The sequence below is a fragment of the Streptomyces krungchingensis genome (assembly GCF_054729265.1).
The window spans coordinates 6,469,579-6,488,735 of the sequence record NZ_JBPUKY010000001.1 but is presented as its reverse complement, the minus strand read 5'-3'; the positions used below and the strand labels follow the sequence as shown (position 1 = coordinate 6,488,735).

Annotated in this window: 18 protein-coding genes; 6 read left to right on the top strand and 12 right to left on the bottom strand. The window is 71.6% G+C overall.

All coding sequences use genetic code 11. The features are described 5' to 3' along the window. Window positions 1-25: 25 nt before the first annotated feature. On the bottom strand, window positions 26-1,606 hold the full coding sequence (locus tag ACSYGO_RS28620; RefSeq protein WP_426677339.1) for an acyl-CoA mutase large subunit family protein: 1,581 nt from the start codon (window positions 1,604-1,606) through the stop codon (window positions 26-28). Between the two features lie 245 nt (window positions 1,607-1,851). On the opposite strand from ACSYGO_RS28620, the gene ACSYGO_RS28615 reads away from it, so the two are divergent. Next, the gene (locus ACSYGO_RS28615) at window positions 1,852-2,676 is read left to right on the top strand and encodes a L,D-transpeptidase family protein (RefSeq protein WP_432189771.1); all 825 of its coding nucleotides are present in this window, start codon (window positions 1,852-1,854) and stop codon (window positions 2,674-2,676) included. 286 nt (window positions 2,677-2,962) lie between these two features. Here ACSYGO_RS28615 and ACSYGO_RS28610 read toward each other — a convergent pair whose 3' ends face one another. Continuing rightward, entirely contained in the window at window positions 2,963-4,030 is a 1,068-nt protein-coding gene (locus ACSYGO_RS28610; protein WP_460388156.1) for a hypothetical protein, read from the bottom strand. Beyond that, on the bottom strand, window positions 4,030-4,692 hold the full coding sequence (locus tag ACSYGO_RS28605) for an RNA polymerase sigma factor (protein WP_028802944.1): 663 nt from the start codon (window positions 4,690-4,692) through the stop codon (window positions 4,030-4,032). Before ACSYGO_RS28605 ends, ACSYGO_RS28610 begins: the two co-directional genes overlap by 1 nt. A gap of 722 nt (window positions 4,693-5,414) precedes the next feature. On the opposite strand from ACSYGO_RS28605, the gene ACSYGO_RS28600 reads away from it, so the two are divergent. From ACSYGO_RS28600 to ACSYGO_RS28585, 4 genes are all read left to right on the top strand, one after another. Beyond that, entirely contained in the window at window positions 5,415-5,864 is a 450-nt protein-coding gene (locus tag ACSYGO_RS28600) for a hypothetical protein (protein WP_432189773.1), read from the top strand. A gap of 78 nt (window positions 5,865-5,942) precedes the next feature. Further along, window positions 5,943-7,226: a hypothetical protein gene (locus tag ACSYGO_RS28595; RefSeq protein ID WP_460388154.1), complete on the top strand. Its 1,284-nt coding sequence runs from the start codon at window positions 5,943-5,945 to the stop codon at window positions 7,224-7,226. Between the two features lie 53 nt (window positions 7,227-7,279). Next, window positions 7,280-7,822, top strand: coding sequence for a hypothetical protein (locus tag ACSYGO_RS28590; protein ID WP_460388152.1), 543 nt, complete (start codon window positions 7,280-7,282; stop codon window positions 7,820-7,822). Beyond that, entirely contained in the window at window positions 7,819-8,550 is a 732-nt protein-coding gene (locus ACSYGO_RS28585; protein ID WP_460388150.1) for an ATP-binding cassette domain-containing protein, read from the top strand. Before ACSYGO_RS28590 ends, ACSYGO_RS28585 begins: the two co-directional genes overlap by 4 nt. A 33-nt stretch (window positions 8,551-8,583) precedes the next feature. Here the strand turns inward: ACSYGO_RS28585 and ACSYGO_RS28580 are convergent, their stop codons facing one another. The 5 genes from ACSYGO_RS28580 to ACSYGO_RS28560 all read right to left on the bottom strand — a co-directional run bounded on the left by ACSYGO_RS28580 (window position 8,584) and on the right by ACSYGO_RS28560 (window position 13,194). Then, window positions 8,584-9,315 carry a hypothetical protein gene (locus ACSYGO_RS28580; protein ID WP_460388148.1) on the bottom strand — a complete coding sequence of 244 codons (732 nt, stop codon included), beginning with the start codon at window positions 9,313-9,315 and terminating at the stop codon, window positions 8,584-8,586. A 45-nt stretch (window positions 9,316-9,360) separates the two neighbouring features. After that, entirely contained in the window at window positions 9,361-9,978 is a 618-nt protein-coding gene (locus tag ACSYGO_RS28575) for an RNA polymerase sigma factor (RefSeq protein WP_460388147.1), read from the bottom strand. 175 nt (window positions 9,979-10,153) lie between these two features. Continuing rightward, window positions 10,154-10,600, bottom strand: coding sequence for a hypothetical protein (locus ACSYGO_RS28570; protein WP_426677348.1), 447 nt, complete (start codon window positions 10,598-10,600; stop codon window positions 10,154-10,156). A 274-nt stretch (window positions 10,601-10,874) separates the two neighbouring features. Further along, entirely contained in the window at window positions 10,875-12,152 is a 1,278-nt protein-coding gene (locus ACSYGO_RS28565) for a DUF4241 domain-containing protein (RefSeq protein WP_460388145.1), read from the bottom strand. A 94-nt stretch (window positions 12,153-12,246) separates the two neighbouring features. Beyond that, window positions 12,247-13,194 (bottom strand): hypothetical protein, encoded by a 948-nt coding sequence (locus ACSYGO_RS28560; protein ID WP_460388143.1) that lies wholly within the window; start codon window positions 13,192-13,194, stop codon window positions 12,247-12,249. A gap of 364 nt (window positions 13,195-13,558) precedes the next feature. Between ACSYGO_RS28560 and ACSYGO_RS28555 the strand changes: the two genes are divergently transcribed. After that, window positions 13,559-16,189, top strand: a complete 2,631-nt coding sequence (locus ACSYGO_RS28555) for an FG-GAP-like repeat-containing protein (protein ID WP_460388142.1) — start codon at window positions 13,559-13,561, stop codon at window positions 16,187-16,189. A gap of 106 nt (window positions 16,190-16,295) precedes the next feature. Here the strand turns inward: ACSYGO_RS28555 and ACSYGO_RS28550 are convergent, their stop codons facing one another. The 4 genes from ACSYGO_RS28550 to ACSYGO_RS28535 form a co-directional block, all read right to left on the bottom strand. Further along, window positions 16,296-16,682, bottom strand: a complete 387-nt coding sequence (locus tag ACSYGO_RS28550; RefSeq protein WP_078629248.1) for a hypothetical protein — start codon at window positions 16,680-16,682, stop codon at window positions 16,296-16,298. A gap of 266 nt (window positions 16,683-16,948) precedes the next feature. Beyond that, window positions 16,949-17,512 (bottom strand): hypothetical protein, encoded by a 564-nt coding sequence (locus ACSYGO_RS28545; RefSeq protein WP_432175799.1) that lies wholly within the window; start codon window positions 17,510-17,512, stop codon window positions 16,949-16,951. Between the two features lie 86 nt (window positions 17,513-17,598). Continuing rightward, window positions 17,599-18,102 carry a hypothetical protein gene (locus tag ACSYGO_RS28540; RefSeq protein WP_426677353.1) on the bottom strand — a complete coding sequence of 168 codons (504 nt, stop codon included), beginning with the start codon at window positions 18,100-18,102 and terminating at the stop codon, window positions 17,599-17,601. Between the two features lie 94 nt (window positions 18,103-18,196). Next, window positions 18,197-19,051 carry a DUF4328 domain-containing protein gene (locus tag ACSYGO_RS28535; protein WP_460388140.1) on the bottom strand — a complete coding sequence of 285 codons (855 nt, stop codon included), beginning with the start codon at window positions 19,049-19,051 and terminating at the stop codon, window positions 18,197-18,199. Window positions 19,052-19,157 lie beyond the last annotated feature (106 nt).

The following is a 19,157-nucleotide window of genomic DNA, read 5'->3' as shown; positions in this document are numbered from 1 at the left end:
GTCCGGGCGTGGACCGCGGGCCGGCTCAGAAGGCGTCGGACGGCACGTACGTGCCCCAGACCTCGCGCAGCGCGTTGCAGACCTCGCCGACCGTGGCGCGGGCACGGAGGGCGTCCTTCATCGGGTAGAGGACGTTGTCCGTGCCCTCGGCCGCCTTCTTGAGGTCGGCGAGGGCGGCGTCCACCGCGGCCTGGTCGCGCTCGGCGCGCAGCTTCGCGAGGCGCTCGGCCTGCTGGGCCTCGATCGCCGGGTCGACGCGGAGCGGCTCGTAGGGCTCCTCGACATCGACCGTGTAGCGGTTGACGCCGACGACGACCCGCTCGCCCGAGTCGGTCTCCTGGGCGATCCGGTACGCCGAGCGCTCGATCTCGTTCTTCTGGAAGCCGTGCTCGATGGCGTTGACCGCCCCGCCCAGGTCCTCGACCTTGCCCATGAGTCGGACGGCCGCGGCCTCGACCTCGTCGGTCATCTTCTCGATGACGTACGAGCCCGCGAAGGGGTCCACGGTGGCGGTGACGTCCGTCTCGTACGCCAGCACCTGCTGGGTGCGCAGCGCCAGGCGCGCGGACTTGTCGGTGGGGAGCGCGATCGCCTCGTCGAAGGAGTTGGTGTGCAGGGACTGCGTGCCGCCGAGGACGGCGGCCAGCCCCTGGACGGCGACGCGGACCAGGTTCACCTCCGGCTGCTGCGCGGTCAGCTGCACGCCGGCGGTCTGCGTGTGGAAGCGCAGCATGAGGGACTTCGGGTTCTTGGCGCCGAACTCGTCCCGCATGACCCGGGCCCAGATCCTGCGCGCGGCACGGAACTTGGCGACCTCTTCGAGGATCGTCGTGCGGGCGACGAAGAAGAAGGAGAGGCGGGGGGCGAAGTCGTCCACGTCCATGCCGGCGGCGACCGCCGTGCGGACGTACTCGATGCCGTCGGCGAGGGTGAACGCGATCTCCTGCGCGGGCGAGGCACCCGCCTCCGCCATGTGGTAGCCCGAGATCGAGATGGTGTTCCACTTCGGGATCTCGGCCTTGCAGTACTTGAAGATGTCCGCGATCAGACGCAGCGAGGGCTTCGGCGGGAAGATGTACGTGCCCCGCGCGATGTACTCCTTGAGCACGTCGTTCTGGATCGTGCCCGTCAGCTGGTCGGCCGGCACGCCCTGCTCCTCGCCGACCAGCTGGTACATCAGCAGGAGCAGCGACGCGGGCGCGTTGATGGTCATCGACGTGGAGACCTTGTCCAGCGGGATCCCGCCGAACAGCACGCGCATGTCGTCGATCGAGTCGATGGCGACGCCGACCTTGCCGACCTCACCGTGCGCGATGGCCGCGTCCGAGTCGTGGCCCATCTGGGTGGGCAGGTCGAAGGCGACCGACAGGCCCATGGTGCCGTTGGCGATCAGCTGCTTGTAGCGGGCGTTGGACTCCACGGCCGTGCCGAAGCCGGCGTACTGCCGCATCGTCCACGGGCGGCCGGTGTACATCGACGGATACACACCGCGGGTGAAGGGGTACGAACCCGGCGCGCCCAGCTTCTCGGACGGGTCCCAGCCCTCCAGAGCCTCCGGCCCGTACACCGGCTCGATGGGCAGACCGGACTCGGATTCGCGCGCCATGTGCTGTGCCTCCCGCTGAAGCTACTTACTAGTAGGATCCGACCCTCGCGACGGACTGTAGCGGCGGCCGTGCGCCCGGTGGAGTGCCCCACGCTGGGACCTTCCTCACAGACCGGTTCACGGACCTGTTCCGCGGTTCGTTTCGTTTCGTTTCGGTGTCTCGCTCTCCACCATGCCGTCTAGTTCGCAACCGGTCACGCGCGGGGAGCATCTCAGGTGACACAACAGCGAAACGGGGGGTCCGAATGCGTACGACGGGCATGGGGAGATCGCTGGCCGCGCTCGCGGCCCTCATCGTGCTGAGCGGCTGCACGGCGCAGGCCGTGGACGCCCACGGGAAGCAGCCGCCGCCCGTGCGCGGCGGCAGCGGCGGCCCGTCGGCGTCCGAGGACGGCAAGGAGAGCGGGAAGCCGAGCGGCAAGCCGGGCGCCACCGCCCCGAAGGTCCTGTGGTCCCGGGGCGACAAGGGCCGGGACGTCCGCGAGCTCCAGGCCCGGCTGCACCAGGTCGCCTGGCTCATCACCGCGCCGACGGGGAGGTACGACTCCCCGACGGTGAAGGCGGTCAAGGGCTTCCAGGGCAAGCGGGGTCTGCCGCGCACCGGTGAGCTGGACACCGTCACCTGGCAGCGGCTGCGGAAGATGACGCACGAGCCGGCGTCCTGGGAGCTGTACCCGTATGGCGGTCAGCCGGCCGCGAAGCCGGATCCGCGGTGCATGACGGGCCGGGTGCTGTGCATCAGCAAGACGAGCCGGACGCTGCGCTGGATGGTCGACGGGAAGACCGTCTCGGCGATGGACGTGCGGTTCGGTTCGCAGTACACGCCGACCCGCGAGGGTGTGTTCAGCGTCTATTTCAAGTCGCGGTACCACGTGTCGACGATCTATCACACGGCCATGCCCTACGCGATGTTCTTCAGCGGGGGCCAGGCGGTCCATTACTCCTCGGACTTCGCGGCCCGCGGCTACTACGGCGCTTCGCACGGCTGCGTCAACGTCCGGGACGAGGGGAAGATCGCTGCCCTGTTCGCACAGGTCCGCAACGGCGACAAGGTCGTCGTGTACTGGTGAGCGCCGGGGGCGCGGGAGAGGGTGTGGGGCGCGGGCGGGACCGGGGGAACGTGTCCCGCCCGCGCCAGGTGCACAGAGCCGTGGGTACGGGGGGAACCCCGGCTCCGTGCTACGGCCGATGACCAGTCGGCTCACCCATTACTGCGTTGCGGCGGCCGAAAACGTCACACCCGGACCGAAGAAAGTTGAAAGAAGTACGAAACCGCAGGTCAGAGGCGCTGCCCCTGCGCCGGGTGCGGCAACGCGCCGAGGACCCGCGCACCGCGGCGGGGTGCGCACGGCGCTTTCAGTGGGCGGTGAGGAGCGACGTGAGGGCGCTCGTCGCCGCCGTCGGCGACGGCGACGGCGACGGTGACGTCCGGGGCAGCAGTGGGCTCAGCGCGGAGTACGAGGGCGACGGCGTGCCGATGACGCCGTTGTGGTGGCCGTCACCGGGCAGTATGTGATGGCTGTCGCCGTCACCGCCCTGGTCGCCCTGGTCCCCCTGGTCTCCCCGGTCGTCACGGCCGGAGCCCTTGCCGTCGCCCTCGTCGCGGTCGGAGCGGTCGTCGAGCCGGTTCAGCAGTCCGGCGCAGTAGGTCTTCACCCGTCCACTGCCGCCCGCCGCGTCCTCCAGGCCGCGCCTGCGGCCCGCGTCGAGGTCCTTGCCGGCCAGGATGTCGCGGCAGGACAGCCGCGTACGCCTCCACCACTCGCGCGTGCGGTCGGAGTCTTCCTTGCCCTTGGAGCCCGGCCGGGTACCCCGGGTGGCGTCGTCGTCCGTCCGGTCGTCCGGCGAGGTCGGGCCGGAGGGGCCGTTCGTGGTGCCGTCGGGCGTCGGCGTCCCGGAGCCGCCGGGAGTCGCCGGCGACGGCGAGACGAGGGGCTGTTCCGGTGTTCGGGCCGCGGTGACCGAGGCGGCCGGAGCGGGCTTGTCGTCACGGAACGGAGTCGGCAGGACGCCGGTCCCGGCCGCCACGGCGACCCCGCCGATCATGCCCGCGGCCAGCGCCGCGGCGAGCCCGACCCGCACGGGACGGCCCCAGCGGACCCCACGGCGGCCCACTCCGGGCCGCCCGATCCGTACGAGTCCGGCGTCCGCCGCATGCGCCCCGGGACGGGCGAGGGCACGGCGGCCGAGCTGCACGGCCTCGCCGTCTCCGCTGGTACGTGCCTTGCGGAAGGCGGCCAACACGGCTTCCTCGCCCGGGAGTTCAGCGTCGTGCGGGACGGGTCCCGCGGACAGCGCTCCGAGCGCGCCGGCAAGCCGTTCCGCCTGGGCCCGGGAGTCGGCGTCGACGGCTTCCAGCGGCTCACCGCGCAGCAATCGCTCCGCCGCTTCGCGGTCCAGCCACCTGTACTGCTCGTCGGCCATCACATGTCCTTCTGCGTCCGCGAACGCGTATGCGTCACACCCGCGGACGTCACCGCGCGTGTGCGCGATCCTCTTTGTGGGGGAACGGCACCGAGTCCGCCGCCGGTGTCCGCGTCGCCGCCGAGCAGCTCCGCGAGCCGCTTCAGGCCGCGGTGGGCCGCCGTGCGGACCGCGCCCGGGCGCTTGCCGAGGGTCTCCGCGGCCGACTTGGCGTCCAGGCCGACGACGACGCGCAGGACGACGGCCTCCGCCTGGTCCTGCGGGAGCTGGGCTATCAGCGAGAGGGTGCTGTCGGTGGCGAGTGCCTCGATGGCCTCACCCGCGGTGTCGGACTCGGCGGCCCTGCCGGTCAGTTCGGTCTCGTCGCCGCCTATCGCGGGTCGCCGCCCGCGCATCCGTACGTGGTCGAGCGCCCGGTTGCGGGCGATGCGGGCGGCCCACCCGCGGAACCGGTCGGCATCGCCGCTGAACCGCTCCAGGTCACGCGCGATCTGCAACCAGGCCTCGGACGTGACGTCTTCCGCGTCCGCCTCGCCGACCAGCGTCCGTACATATCCGAGCAGCCGTGGGTGCACCGTGCGGTACACAGTCCGGAACGCGGTCTCGTCCCCGTCCTGTGCAGCAAGCACCGCGGCGGTCAGCTCCGCGTCGTCCCCCAGCACCGCGCCTCTCTTGCGCCTAAGCCGGCGCCGCTTCCGCGGACCGGGTTCTCGCCGTCGTGGTCGTCGTTCGCCGGCCGCGGCTCCAGGACCGCGGTCGGCTGCGGCGGCCTGTCGTCCCCCGCACTCCGGCGCGAAAGGCACGTTACGGCGTGAAACCGCTGCTCGTCCATGTTCGTACAGCATGCAACTAAGTCGTGACGCAGAGAGGTGTGACACAAAACGCAGCCGCGGCGCTGTAGAGAGTACGGGCCGCCGCGCGGCCCGTGCCGCGCGACGGCCGGGGCCTCTCCTGTGGGGGGTGGCGGCCCCGGCCGTCTCCGTGGCATCTCGTTCCGGCCTCGGACGACGCGTCGCGTCGCCGGCCGATGCGACCGACACGTGACCCATCGGTCAGACGCCTCACGCGAGCCTCCCCGTCCCGATGCGCCGAGCCGTGCCGGACTCCGGCTTGCGGGCCCCATCGACTCGACACCTGCCACGCCGGGCCACCCGTGGACGGCGGCCGAACGCCGAACGCCGGGCGCGCCCGATGCTCCCTCAACTGCCGTGCGGGGCACGCCCATGTCCGGCTTGCAGCCGTATCGACCGACCGGGCCGACGAGGAAAACACTCGCTGTTTACTTTTCATTGACTCCAAGATCAACTGTTCGCTACCTTCCACGCCTCGCCCGATGTGGACAGGCCCCGGGGGCCGCACCGGGTGAGAGATGAGGAGTTCCCGCATGTCGGGCAGATCTTCCAAGCGTGTGTCCACCGTGGTCGCGATGGCGTCGGCCTTCGTCCTTGCGATGTCCTCCGGCGCCTGGGCCAACTGGTCGAGCACCATCAACTCGTGGACGGACGGCGGCGGCTCCAACGGACAGTCCCGCTACTGGGCGGACCAGAGCTACTCGGAGATCATTTTCAAGGGCTGCACCGTGCAGGGCGGCAAGGACACCACCGGTGTCGAGTTGTGGGACTACGACGCGCTGTCGTCCAACGACTTCTACGGCGAGAAGACCTTCACCAACTGTTTCGACGGCTCGACCTACGCGAGCCGGGGCGAGTACACCGGTCTGCCCGAGGAGTCGGACTACTTCTTCCAGCTCGACAACGTCGGCGGCGGGAGCAACGCGTGCTGCCTGCTGTGGGCGACCTACGCGGGAGTCGACACCACTCTCGAAGACGCCTGATCAGTGATCTGCAGCGTGGTGTCTCGCCGTCGGCGAGACACCACGCCCCTTGTTCGGACCACTCCAGGAAGTCGAGAAGTGAAACCCCTCACACTCATCAGGTCCAGCAGTGCGCTGAGGGTCGCCCCTGTCGCCCTGCTTCTCGTGTTCGCCTACTACGCCACCGATCTCGGTGACGATCTTCGCGTCGATCCGCTGGGCTACTCCGCCACTGTGGTCGACGCGGTGCTGCGCAACCTGCTGCCCGTGGCCTTCGCGGTTGCCTCGGGTCTCGCCGCGTGGGAGGCGCGGAAGCTGGGAGCCTCCGAGATCTGGAAGCTGGGCGCGGTGCGATCGCGCTACACCATCGCCGCGCAGCAGCTGGCTCCCGTTGTCGCACTGGCCTGGTTGCTCCTCATCCTTCCCACGCTGTGTGCCCTTGTCCAAAGGCAGGTTGCGCCCGACCTGCCCGGCCTCACCCTGCTGGCCTTCGGACTGGTGCTCTGCGTCGCCCACGGCGTCGTCGGATTCGCCGCCGGAGCCGCCATTCGGCACATCTCCGTAGTGCCCGTCGTCGCGGTCACCGACTTCCTGGCCGTCGGCTGGTCCACCGGCCTGTCGACGCCGTGGCCCCGGCATCTCAGCGGCCTCTTCGCCGGCAAGATGATGTTCGGCGAACTGCCCACTCCCGCCGCCTTCGCGGCTCCTCTCCTGCTGGCCGTCGGCTCCGCCTGCGCCATGGCGCTGCTCTGGGCACCTGTTTCTCGCGCGCTACGAGGAGCCGTCGCGGGAGCACTCGTCCTCGCCTGCGCGTTCGGATCGTTCTCCGTGGTCGGCGACTGGAGTTACATAGGCCCACGGACCACCGGTCACGGCACCCTGGCCTGTGCCGGGCAGTCCCCCCGCATCTGTCTGCCCGAGGCGCGCGCCGAGCGCATCTCCGCTCTCGCCGAGGAAGCGAAGGCGACGCTGGAAGCCCTGCGCCGAGCCGGTCTGCCTGCCGAGCCGACTTCCATCACAGACACCTCTCTCAGCCTCCGGTATCCCGAACCATCCACGAAGAGCGACTGGACCGTGCCACTCGTCTTCGGCGAGGCGACCGGCACCGTTCGTTACCAGATCGCCCGCGAAGTGGTGCGTTTCGCATGCGCCCCTCCCGCCACCGCTCCCGCCCGCCTTGTGTACTACTGGGTGTCCTTCCAAGTGGGCCAGGGGGACACCTACTTGAAGCGGCTCAGCTCCGAGCCCGATTTCACGGCTCAGGAACGCAGTCGTATTCAAGACCGGGTAGGAGAGGTTCTGCGGTCGAGCAGGGCGCAACAGATGGGCTGGTACGAGAAGACCGTGGCGGAGGCCTGCAAGAAGAACGGGAAGACAACGTGATGTGGTGGCTGCGCGCCCGTCGCGCGCACACTCGGCTGCCCCTGGGTTTCCTGATGTTCACGCTTCTGGCGGCGATCGTTCAGGACACCCCCCTCTTCCTGCCGTCCATCTGGTCCGGCGGCTCCGAGATCGTGCAAGCCGTCACGCTTGTTCCGCTCGTGCTGACCTCGGTCCTCTTCGACTGTCTGCACACGCGGCTGGACGCCGCCGAGGCCACCGGGATCCGACCCGTCAGGTTCTTCGACGTCCTGCTCGCACTCGGCGTGGTGGCACTCGCGCTGGTCGTGGGCGAGGTGATCGCCACGGTCTCCGGGGCCGCATCGGCCGAGACACTGGGCCGCAACACGGCCTTCCTCGCCGGCCTCACCCTGTTGTGCGGAGCTCTCTTCGGGAGATCCGCAGTCCTCGTCCCCGCACTGTGGCCGCTGATCGGCGTACTTTTCGGCATGAGGGCGGCCGGCGACGCCTATCCGTGGACCGTACTCCTCGAACCGCCTGGCACCTGGTACGCCTCCGTGGGAGCCCTCCTGATGCTCACCACCGGCGTCGGTGCCCACCTCCTTTCACCGAACCGCTTCGCACGGAGAGCCGCATGACCCTCGTTCTCGATTCCTGCACCTTCGCCTACGGCCGGCGGCGGGCTGCCGTGCTGAAGGACTTCGACTACCGCCTTCCGGACGGCCTGACCATCCTTCTCGGACCGAACGGGGCGGGCAAGTCCACGATGTTGCAGCTGGCTGCCGCCGTCACCGCGCCCCAACGGGGAACCGTGACGTGGGACGGACTCGACGCGAAGAGCAAGGAGTACCGGCGGACGGTGGCCTGGATGCCGCAGAACATCACTCCCCTGCCCTCACTGACGGCACGGGAGTACGTCGCTTACGTGGGCTGGCTGAAGGGAATGAGCAGGGCCGATGCCTGGGACAACGCTCCTCGCGCGCTGTCCCGCGTCGAGATGTCGAAGCACGCCGACACCCGCACCGGCCGGCTCTCGGGCGGCCAGCTGAGGCGTGTGGGTGTGGCCTGTGCCCTGGTCCACGACGCACGTGTGCTCCTCCTCGATGAACCCACGGCCGGCATGGACCCACGTCAGCGACGGGTTTTCCGCGACCTCCTTGCCGCGGTCAAGGACGAGGTCCGCATCCTGCTGTCCACGCACGACGTGACCGACCTCGCCGAAGAGGCCGATCACGTGTCCGTTCTGGTCGGCGGACGTCTCGTACAGAGCGGATCGACCGGCGAGTTCCTCGCCCACACTCCGCCCGGTACGGCGCAGGGCCGGGCTGCCGAAGGGGCCTATACGACCCTGCTCGAGTCGGCCTGACCGGTCGGGCGAGGGGAACGCTCGCGAACGGTGCTACGGCTTGCCGTTGGACTTCGCCGGTTTCGTCGGTGACGCGGTCGCGGGCGAAGCCGGCCCCTGCGTGGCGCCCGGCTGCTTGGTGTTCCCGGTCCCGGTCCGCGGCGCGTCGGCCAACTGCTCGGCGCAGTAGGCCGCGACCTTGTCCTCGCCCCCGGCGGCGGTGACGAGACGCTGCCAGGCCGTCGAGTTCAGGGCCTTGCCCGGGTCCTTCACCGAGTCGTAGGCGCGGCAGTGGGCGACGGTGTCCTGGGCCTGCGTCGGGTGGGCGGACGCACGGCCCCGCCCGGTGAGGTCCGGGGCGGCAGCGGTGGGCGATTCCCGCGGGACGGACTCGGCGGCGGGACGGTCCGGAACGCTCCTCGACGGCCGTGCCGTGGCCCTGCCCTGGTCGTCGCCGTCCTCGTCGGACGCCGAGCCGATCGCCGCGACCGCGACCCCGCCCAGCGTCAGACTGGCCAGCAGCACGGCACACATGGCCTTCAGCGAACGGATCGGCCGCCGCCGCTCCCGCGGCCGCCAGTCGTCGCGGCGCCGGGTCGGCGCGATGAGCGCGCCTTCGTCCCGGGCGGCACGGAAGGCGGCGACGGCACGGGCCTCGCCCTCGGCGTCGACGGTCTCCGCCCGCACGGCGGAGGCGAGGAGCTCGCCGAGGTCGGGCCGGCCCGCTTCGCCCGGGTGCGCGACCCGACGGTCGGACGAGCCGCCGTGACCGTGTCGTTCACCCATGTCCGGATCCATCCCTGCCCGACACTTTCTTGGACTTCTTGCCGTTCATCTCGACTCCCCCAGCGTTCTGGGGCCTTCATCCGTCACACCGCCGACGCCGAGCTGCTGGGCCAGGCGCTTGAGGCCGCGGTGGGCCGCGGTGCGCACCGCTCCCGGCCGCTTGCCCAGGACCCGCGCGGCGGCCGGCCCGTCGAGTCCGACGACCACGCGCAGGAGGACCGCCTCCGCCTGGTCGCGCGGCAGTCCCGCCACCAGGCGCAGGGCGTCCTGTGTGGAGAGGGACTCCAGCGCCTGGTCGTGCGTGTTGTGCGAGCCGGGCAGTTCGAGCAGGTCCTGTTCCAGGACGGTCGCCCGGGGCCGCACCTTGAGCCGGCGCAGATGGTCCAGTGCGCGATGCCGGGCGATGGTCGCGGTCCAGCCGCGGAAGCCCGCTCCGTCGCCCCGGAAGCGTCCGAGGTCCCGCGCGATCTCCAGCCAGGCGTCGGACGCCACGTCCTCCGCGTCGTCGCCGACGATCCCGCGCAGGTACCCGAGCAGTCCGGGCTGCACGATCCGGTAGGCGACCGCGAAGGCGGCCTCGTCCCCCTCCTGCGCCCGCGCGACGGCCGCGCCCAGCTCCGCGTCGCGTGCCTGCACGCGGCGGGGTTCCCCTCCTAGACCCAACACAGTCCTCGTTTTGTACCGAGATCGTCCGGATTCACGCCGTGCGACACGGTCGGCCGCGTGCACGCTTCCACGCCCCTCTGCGTCAGGCGGCACAGAAATGTCACAGCCTGTCAGGCACCTCACACGTCCCACGTCCCCCTGACGCCGTTCCGGCACGATGGGCACGCCCCCTTCACCCGGATCGCCTGCCACCGCCGGCCGCGGCCCTGACCTGCGGAACCCGTCCGTGCAGCTGCAGATAGAACGTCCGCACGGACTCGCGTTCCCCGGCCTCGAAACGCTTGACGACCTTCCCGAGCGGATTCCAGACCCTCCCGTCGGGCATCCGCACACCGCAGGGCTGGCCGAACAGCTCGCGCTGCCCGTCGTCGAGCTCGACCCAGCGCGCCCCGGCCCGCCGCACCAGGACCTCGCCGGTGTAGGCGCCGATCCCGAACAGCACCTGCTGGACGGCGGCCCGATCGGACCCGCCCTTGCGCAGACCGTCCAGGATGAAGTCGACGACGCGCAGGCTGTTGACGGAGTAGTCCAGCGGCAGCCGGTTCCGCGCCGTGACCTGTCGCACGAACCGCTCCGCGTGCCGACGCATCCTCAGCTCGGCCGGCCCCCGCTCCTCCATGGCTCCCGCTCCTCACTCCACGGCGCACGAGCGCGCCACTCCCCCGGTCACCAGACCAAGCGGAATGCGCGTCTCGAACATCACGTGCGGCGACAGTGACAAAGGTCATGCGAGGAAAGCCCCGTCCTCATACAACTATTCGGTCGGCTCAAGCGTCGGATGCCCTCGCGCCGACGGACCGCCCGGGCCGGACCGCCCGGACCTCCCGGACCGCCCGGGCCGGACCGCCGGGGTCGGCCCTCCCGGGACCGGACCTCCCGCGGGCCGCACCCGGCTATTCCGTGGCCCGGTCCTCCCCCGCGCCCGTCGGCAGCAGCTCCGCCCCGCTCAGGATCAGCATGTCCGCCACGAAGCAGGCGACCTCACCGTCGGCGTCCCGGCCGATCCACACCGGATAGGCGCCGTCGCCCCGGCCGCTCGGGTAGGCGATCAGGTTGGTACCGGTGGCCGCGTCGCCCACGACGGCGATGCCGTGGTCGTCCTCCGTCAGCACGCCCGACACCTGGCCGTCCCAGAACCTGCGGCCGAGGTCCGCGGCCGTGCTCGCGTCGGCGAAGGCGCCGGTGCCGGCGTCCACGCCGAAGCCGTAGAACTGCCCGTCCCGCAGGAGCCGTTCGTCCTGTCCGGGGAGCAGCGCCGACTCCCATCGCACCGCCGGACGTTCGGACACGAGGACGCGGGCCGCGGTGTACTCGTCGAGGATCAGCGTCCGCCCCTCGTGCTCGGCCGTGTACCCCGCGGAGGCGAGCTGCACCGGATAGTCGCCGGGCGCCACCGTCACCGTGAACCCGGCGTCCTGCTCGCACTCCCCGTACGTGGGGTCGCGGGCCACCAGCCGCCCGCTGGGCAGCCGCAGCGTCCCGGCCGGGATCGGGTCCCAGACGGTGTACTCCTGCCGGTCCGTCGAGAAGCGGGCGCCGGGCGTGAACAGCTCGTTCAGGTGCCGGGGCCGCATCCCCCGCGGCGCCCGCCAGTTCGGGCCGCAGGCCTCGCCGGTCCGGGCGACCTCCACGACCTCCCGCAGTTCGCAGCCGGGCGCCTGATCGCTGCCGAGCGGCGCGAGCAGCCCCTTCCACCGCCCGAACTCCGGTACGGGGAACCACCGTTGTTCCTCGGGGACGTCCGCGGTGGTGTGCCGCGAGCCACCCATGTCGCCCTGCGGTTCGACGATCTGGGTCCCCCGCCCGTCCGGCCACAGCTCGATCGTCACCCGCCCCGCGTCCGACGCGAATTCCGGGCTCCCCTCGTCGGGGTAGGCCCAGCCGCGCCGGCAGGTGAGGTAGAGCCGGTCCGCCGTGAGCCGCCGCAGGTCCACCTCCATGAACCGCCGCCCGTGCAGGTCGGACACCCAGAGGCCGAGGTAGTGGTGCGACCAGTCGACGTGCGCGACGATCGCCCCGAGGCTGTCGGCCTGCCGCAGCACCACCGCGTACGGCTCCCCCGCGGCGTCACGGGCCGCGGCGGCCTCGGCACCGATCGGCCCGAGCACGACCCCGCGCCCGAAGTCCCACCCCTCGCCGTACACGACATCGATGATCTCCGTGCCGTTCATCGGGCCGCTCCCCTCCTCGCTCGCTCACACAGTCGGACACAGGATCCGGAGTCCCCGGGCGCCGCTCTCCCGGCACCCGGGGCTCCGGAAGAAGTCATCGATCGGCGTCGGCGGGCAGCGTCACCCTGCCCGTGAACACGCCGTGGTTGTCGGCCCGTACCTCCTGGCTCACCGTGATGTCTCCGCCGCGGTACGGGACGAGGAACGTGTACGCGTAGCGGTGCGAGACGAGCCGGTATCCGTGCGCAGCATCCAGGTTCCATGTCTCGGTGAAGCTCTTGAGCGTGATGCTGCCGTCGGCCGCCGTCACCCCGGCGGCACGCAGTTGGACGAGCGTGGGTTCCATCTCCCGGACGGCCCGCTTCAGCGCGGGACGGCTGCGGGCGGCCGCCAACGACCAGCCGGCGGCGGAGACCTGGAGGCGCACGTCACGGCCGCCGGCGCCCGTCCGCCGCACCTTCGCGCTCTTGGCGTACGCGCCGAACGCCTCCAGCTCGGCCAAGGGATCCTCGACGTCGTTGGCGATGCCGGGGTCGGACAGCGGCCCCTGCTTCCACGCCTCGGCGCCCTCCTTGACGTAGCCGGTGCCGCCGACGACGTAGACCAGCTCGGGCTTGCGCACCTCCTTGCTGGTGGTGATCAGGCCTTTCTGCCGGAGCGCGGCGGGGGCCGTGGTGCGGTCGGCCGTCGCCGTGTACGTGGCGGTGGAGGGCCGCTGCCCCTGCATGAGGAGCGTCTCGCTGCCGCGCAGGGCGAACGTCCACCCCTTCTCGGCCGCCATGGCCTGCCGGGCCCTGGCGGTGAACTGTTCCGCGGTCCTCGGCTTCGGCGCCGGCCCGCGCCCGGCACCGGGGCGTGACGTGGCCGTCGGCCCGTCCTCGGCCCGCGTCGCCCGCGAAGCGGCGGAGCGCTCGCCCGCCGACTTCCGCTTCCCGCCGCCGTGCGACGAGCATCCGGAGACGGCGACCGCGGTCGCGACCGCCACCGACAGCGCGGCGACCGCGCGCCGCTTTCCTGGGCGAAGACGTGTTCCGGGCAGCACGGAGTAACCCTTCGGCAGGGAGGGAGAGCTCGATTGCGGCCCGGTTATACAACAGCCGCCGACGCGACCGCGAGCGTCCGGGCATAACGGCACACATCGGAATTCCGGCCGTCACATCCGGTGCGACGGGCTCGAACCTGTCGTGCCGTCCGGGTCGTTGGGCGACGCAGGTCGCAGCGCCCTGTGGTGACGCTTTGCGATCGCTGTGCGCTGTGACTCATCGGACCACCCGTGTGACGGGTGGTGTCTTTGAGGACTTGTTTCCGAGAGATGTTTTCCAGGGGTGGGACAATTGAGTCGCAGGACTGGCCATGCTTACAAACCGCTGACTCTGAAGCGGAGAGCATGGCTGACGATCGGGGCCGTGGTACTGGGCGGCGCGGGCGTCGTCACCTATGCCGTAGCAAACCCGTCCGCACAGCCGGACGACCGTGCCGGGGCGCGCAAGCCCGCCGTGCACACGGTCAAACTCAAGGACAAGGGCGCCGGCCGCAAGGGCCTCGGCAAGCAGGACACCGACCGCTTCAGCGCCGTACTGCTGACCTGGAGCGACCCGGACGCGAAGCCGAAGGGCACGCCCGAGGTGCGGTACCGGGAGCGGGAGTCCGGCAAGTGGTCGGGGTGGCAGAAGCTGCCGGACGACCCGTTCTCGGCCGACGGCGAGGAAGGCAGGAAGGCCGCTCAGCGCGGCGGCACGGCATCCGTGTGGACCGGCGACGCGGACGGCGTCGAGGTCCGTGTGATCGGCGCCGACGGCACGGAGGCCGCGGGGCAGCCGGCCGGCATGGACGTGCGGCTGCTCGACCCGGGCACCGATCCGAAGCGGAGCACGGAGCCCGCGGCGTACTCGCTCCCGGTGGAGGAGACCACGCCCGCGACGACCGACTCGCCGACCCCGGCCGACCCGGTACCGACGACGACGGACCCCGCGACCCCGACGGACACCGCCTCGCCCACCGACACCGCCTCGCCGACCACCGAGCCGCCGAGCCCGTCGTCGACCGACACCGCCTCGCCGACGCCGTCGCCCACCGACACCGTCCCCGCGCCCCGCCCGTCGACGGTGGTCAAGCCGCCGGTCATCACCCAGGCGGAGTGGGGCGCGTCGACCGACTACGACGGAACGCCCGCGTACGGCACCGAGATCAAGGCCGCCGTGGTCCACCACACCGGTGTGGACAGCGACAACAAACTCTCCTGCGGCGAGTCCCGCGCCCGGATGCGCACCATCCAGCAGGAGCACTTCTCGCGCGGCTACTTCGACATCGGCTACAACTTCGTCGTCGACAAGTGCGGTCAGATCTTCGAGGGCCGCAGCGGCGGCATGGACCTGCCCGTGGTCGGCGCGCACGACATCGGCTTCAACACCAACACGGTCGGCATCTCGTACATAGGCAACTACGAGAACGCGAAGCCGACCCGCGCGGGCCTGGAGGCCATCTCGCGCATCGTCGCCTGGAAGTTCGGCATGTACGGCGTCGACCCCAACGGCAAGGTGACGCTGGTCTCCGGCAGCCCCAAGGGCCAGGACGGCAACCTCGTCGACAAGGGCACGTCGATCACGCTGCCGACGGTCTTCGGACACCGCGACACCAACGCCACCGCGTGCCCCGGCGCCAACCTCTACCCGAAGCTCGCCGAGATCCGCAGGTACGCCGCGAGCGCCGGCCGGAACTCCGCGATCCCGACCTCCGACTACAACCGCGACGGCGTGAGCGACCTCGTCGCCGGTACGCCCAAGGCGTCGGGCGGCTTCGGCAGCCTCGCCGTGGTGCCCGGCGGCCTGAACGGCCCGGTCCCGGCGTCGAAGGTGACGCTCACGCAGAACAGCGCGGGTGTCCCCGGCTCCTCCGAGGCGGGCGACAGCTGGGGTGCCGCCACCGCGTGGGGCGACGTGAACGGCGACGGCTACGCGGACCTCGCGGTCGGCGCGCCCGGCGAGGACGACACGAGCGGCAACGCGGACCGCGGCTCGGTCACCGTGCTCTACGGTCCCGCCCTGAACACCGGCTTCTCGTACGCCACCTCCGGCGTGACCGCCGCCGGCGCCAAGCTCGGCTCGGCCGTCGCGGTCGGCGACTTCGACGCGAACGGCAAGGCGGACGTGTTCGCCGCGGGCACCGGCAAGGGCGGCAACTGGAACGCCCGCCTCACCGGCGGCGCCACCCAGACCGGCACCCTCACCACCTCGACGAGCGCGATCGCGTACGCCGACGCCGCCACCGGCGACTTCAACCGGGACGGCTACACGGACGTGGCCCTCAACTACCGTGACGCGGGCGGCATCGGCCGGGTCACCTGGTTCAAGGGCGGCGCGTCGGGCCTGACGAAGGTGTCCACGCTCAGCGTGAAGGGCGGCCGTTCCATCGCCGCCGGTGACGTGAACGGCAACGGCTACGACGACATCGTCATCGGCCAGCCCTACACCTCGGAGTCCGGCGCCGTCTCCGGCGGCCAGGTCACCATGGTCCCCGGCACCTCCACCGGCTTCACCACCACCGGCATGACGACGGTCCAGCAGGACACCGCGGGTGTGCCGGGCGCCAACGAGTCCGGTGACGCGCTCGGTTCGTCCGTGTCCGTCGGCGACTACAACCTCGACGGTTACGCCGACGTCCTCGCCGGCGCGCCGAACGAGGACATCACACGCGACTCGGTCAACCGCTCCAACGCCGGCACCACCCTGCTGCTGAAGGGCACCTCGACGGGCCTGACCGGGTCCGGCTCGATCGCCGTGTCCCAGGACACCTCCGGGGTGCCCGGCTCCACCGAGACCGACGACAAGCTCGGCTCGGCCGTCTCGCTCGCCGACCTCTCCGGGTACGGCCGCACCGACCTGGTCCTCGGCACCGAGGGCGAGGACGGCGGCGACGGCATCCTGCTGTACGTGCCCAGCAACAGCACCGGCCTCGGTCTGACGCAGGCCACGGTCTACAGCAAGACCATGCTCGGCACTCCGGCGGGCGCCCACCTGGGACAGACGCTGACGCCGTAACGGCAGCGATCCCCGCCAGGGCCACGAGGGGGCCGTGCACCATACGGACGTATGGCGCACGGCCCCTTCTTCGTGCGCGGACCCGGGCTGATCCCGGCGAAACCCTCTAGCCCACGGCCTCGCGGCACAGCAGCCGCAGCGAGCCGTCGCCCGCGTAGCAGCGACGGGCCTCCTCGATCGGGTCCCACAGGCGCCCGTCGGGCGTGCGCAGCCAGTGGTCGCCGCCCGTCTCCCACCATTCGCCGCCCGTGCACCTGACGACGACCTCACCGGCGTACGCGCCGAATCCGCGCAGCGCCGTCTCGACGGCCGCGAACGGCGCGCCCTCCCGGCGTATCTCCTCGATCAGCCGGTCCACGCGCCACAGGCTCTGGGCCGAATAGTCGAGGCGCAGCCGGGCGCCCTCGCGCATCGTCGCGACCGTGTCCGCCGCCCAGCGCACGGGCTTCGCCGCCGCCGGGGGCCTCGTTGCCCGAGTCGAGTCCACACTCATTGCGTTCACATTCCCAAGAGCGTGGTCGGGACCGGATTCGTCACGCGCCCGGCGGGTGTTCGCGACACCGGCTCAGGACCGCCATCTCCCTCGCCGGACAGTCACAGGAACCCCTCAGGCCGACGGGTTTGGACCTGCCGCGGCCACCGACGCGTCCGCCCGTGCCCGGACCGGCCCGAACCGGCCCGCACCCTCCTGGACCATCCCGAACCGCCCCGTACCGGTCCGCGCCGGCCGGTCCGCGCCGGCCGGTCCCGTGTGCGCGCCTACGCCCTTCCGCGTGCCCTGCGCGACACCACCGCCCGCAGCACGCGCCGCCCCTCCGTGGACACGTCCAGGGCCGGACGCAGTCCTCCGGTGCCGTGGTCGGCGAGCAGTTCCAGGACGGTGACCTGGCGGCGCAGTTCGGCGGCGACGAGCGGCGACATGCCGTCCGTGCGGCCCTCACGGCGGGACGTCACGCACGACGCGCCGTCCTCGGCGGCGTCCAGCAGCCGGTGGATCTGCAGGGCCGCGACGGAACAGGCGTCGGCCCAGGGGCGCAGGTCGGCGGCGGAGCACTCGGCGGGTGCCGCGTCGAGCATGCGGCGGGCGAGCACGACGGCCTCGTCCTCGTCGGCCGCGGCCGGCTCGGGGGCATCGGCGTCGAGTCTGGTGCGCGCCTCCTTCAGGCGGTCGCCCCATGCGTTCCCGTCCGCCAGGCTCGCCCACAGCGGCCGCAGGATCTCGTCGTCGCCGCCCAGCAGAGGCACGCACCGATCCAAACAAGCCAGCCCGCTCGCCGCCAGACCTCGCTCGTCGGCCTGAGCGATCAGTTCCACCAGGCTCATCGCGCCTCCCTCGAAATGCCTCGACAGGGCGCCTCTGTCTCACGGAGCCCGCACTTCCCCTTACTGCGTGCGACGGTCCGGGAGTGTCACAGGGGCACCACACCGAGTCGGTCGAGGAACCGGAAGAAGAGGTTTTCGGCCAACGGGTCGGGGCCCGCGGTCAGCACGTCGAGCAGCGATTCCGCGGTGACGGCGTGACCGGCCTCGGCGGCCCAGGCGACGGCCCGCGCGGCGGCGTCGCCCGGTTCGAGGAAGTAGTCGTCGACGCCGGGCTCGTCCTCGCCGCCGCCCAGGTACCCGGCCATCGCCTCCCGCGCCAGGCAGGTGGTCCACGCGCCGCTCTCGGGGGCGGCGGCCTCGACGGCCACGCAGTCGCTGTCCATGACGTATCCGAAGAGAGCGGGCGCGCCGGTCTCCCGGGCGAGTGCGTTCATGTTCCCGACGTCCCCGTCGCCGCCCGGGTACTCCCACACCTGCCAGCCCGCCGGCGCCGTGCCGCGCAGCACCATGCCGCGCGCCCCGGCCAGCGTGTCCAGCTCCGCGAGCGGTGCCTCGCTTCTGCCCACGACGTAGTAGCCCCAGTAGCCCATGCCGGTTCCCCCCGGTGTCTCGGTTCGGCGACTCGGGCCGAATACACCACAGGGATAAGGCAGTTGGCTACGGAAAGGGATGATTCGGTGCGGGTCAGGCCGCCGCGGCGAGGAGCGGACCGCGCCGGGCCTTGTCGTCCTGCATACGGGTCAGACGCCGCACGAAGAGCACCGCGAGGACGGCGGCCACCACCCACAGGACCTCGGCGACTCCCAGCATGCCCATCGCCTCGCGCAGTTCGGCGGGCGTGTCGGCGCTCGGTACGGACCGGCCGGCCAGCCGGTCGGTGAGCGCGGCGGCCACCCACGTGAGCCACCAGGAGTTGAGGAGGACGTGCGACGACGACGGCATCCGCGTCCCGTCCGCCAGAGACAGGGTCGGCAGCGGTGCGCTCGCGTCCCAGATGTCGGCGGCGACACGGCGCGGGAACCACAGGTTCACCACGGGAACGAACCAGCCCCAGACGGCCCAGCCGCGGCTCATCCCGTGCTCCTGCGGCCCGAACACCTCGGCGTTGACCCGCACCCGGTGGAACCAGCAGACGAACACGACGGCAGTGGCGATCTCCAGCGTGAACTGGAGCCTGCCCGAGACGACGAGGAGCCGGTTCGCCCGGTCCACGTCGTCCTGGTCCACCGCCGCGAACGCCCCCGCGGCGATGTCGCCGACGAGCCCGTACGCCGAGAAGACCGAGTAGAGGGCGAAGAGTCCGGCGGCGGCCGACACGACGAGCATGACGACCGTGGCCTGGGCGAGACCGACGGGCGAGCGCAGCTGCGCGGCGGGCGGCTGCGAGCTGCCCGACCGCTGCGAGCTGCCCGACCGCTGCGAGCCGGCGAACCGCCGTGCGCTGCCCGGCCGATGGGGGGCGGCCGTCGCGACGATGCAGATGTCGCACAGGCCGTCCCCGGCCGTCGCTTCGAAGTGCCGGCAGTGCGTGCAGAGCATGGCTGAGGGACCCCCCACGGGTTCAGAAGACGGAGACCGGGCGGGTCCCTCCCCAGGACCTCGCGCACGGCATGCGGAACATACGGTTCGCCGCACCCGGCCGTCC

Bases quoted from the DNA above. Each gene is read 5' to 3' on its own strand.
- ACSYGO_RS28615 (WP_432189771.1), top strand. From the start codon at position 1,852: ATGCGTACGACGGGCATGGGGAGATCGCTGGCCGCGCTCGCGGCCCTC.
- ACSYGO_RS28535 (WP_460388140.1), bottom strand. From the start codon at position 19,051: ATGCTCTGCACGCACTGCCGGCACTTCGAAGCGACGGCCGGGGACGGC.
- ACSYGO_RS28590 (WP_460388152.1), top strand. From the start codon at position 7,280: ATGTTCACGCTTCTGGCGGCGATCGTTCAGGACACCCCCCTCTTCCTG.
- ACSYGO_RS28585 (WP_460388150.1), top strand. From the start codon at position 7,819: ATGACCCTCGTTCTCGATTCCTGCACCTTCGCCTACGGCCGGCGGCGG.
- ACSYGO_RS28600 (WP_432189773.1), top strand. From the start codon at position 5,415: ATGTCGGGCAGATCTTCCAAGCGTGTGTCCACCGTGGTCGCGATGGCG.
- ACSYGO_RS28550 (WP_078629248.1), bottom strand. From the start codon at position 16,682: ATGAGTGTGGACTCGACTCGGGCAACGAGGCCCCCGGCGGCGGCGAAG.
- ACSYGO_RS28610 (WP_460388156.1), bottom strand. From the start codon at position 4,030: ATGGCCGACGAGCAGTACAGGTGGCTGGACCGCGAAGCGGCGGAGCGA.
- ACSYGO_RS28620 (WP_426677339.1), bottom strand. From the start codon at position 1,606: ATGGCGCGCGAATCCGAGTCCGGTCTGCCCATCGAGCCGGTGTACGGG.
- ACSYGO_RS28565 (WP_460388145.1), bottom strand. From the start codon at position 12,152: ATGAACGGCACGGAGATCATCGATGTCGTGTACGGCGAGGGGTGGGAC.
- ACSYGO_RS28580 (WP_460388148.1), bottom strand. From the start codon at position 9,315: ATGGGTGAACGACACGGTCACGGCGGCTCGTCCGACCGTCGGGTCGCG.
- ACSYGO_RS28545 (WP_432175799.1), bottom strand. From the start codon at position 17,512: ATGAGCCTGGTGGAACTGATCGCTCAGGCCGACGAGCGAGGTCTGGCG.
- ACSYGO_RS28540 (WP_426677353.1), bottom strand. From the start codon at position 18,102: ATGGGCTACTGGGGCTACTACGTCGTGGGCAGAAGCGAGGCACCGCTC.
- ACSYGO_RS28570 (WP_426677348.1), bottom strand. From the start codon at position 10,600: ATGGAGGAGCGGGGGCCGGCCGAGCTGAGGATGCGTCGGCACGCGGAG.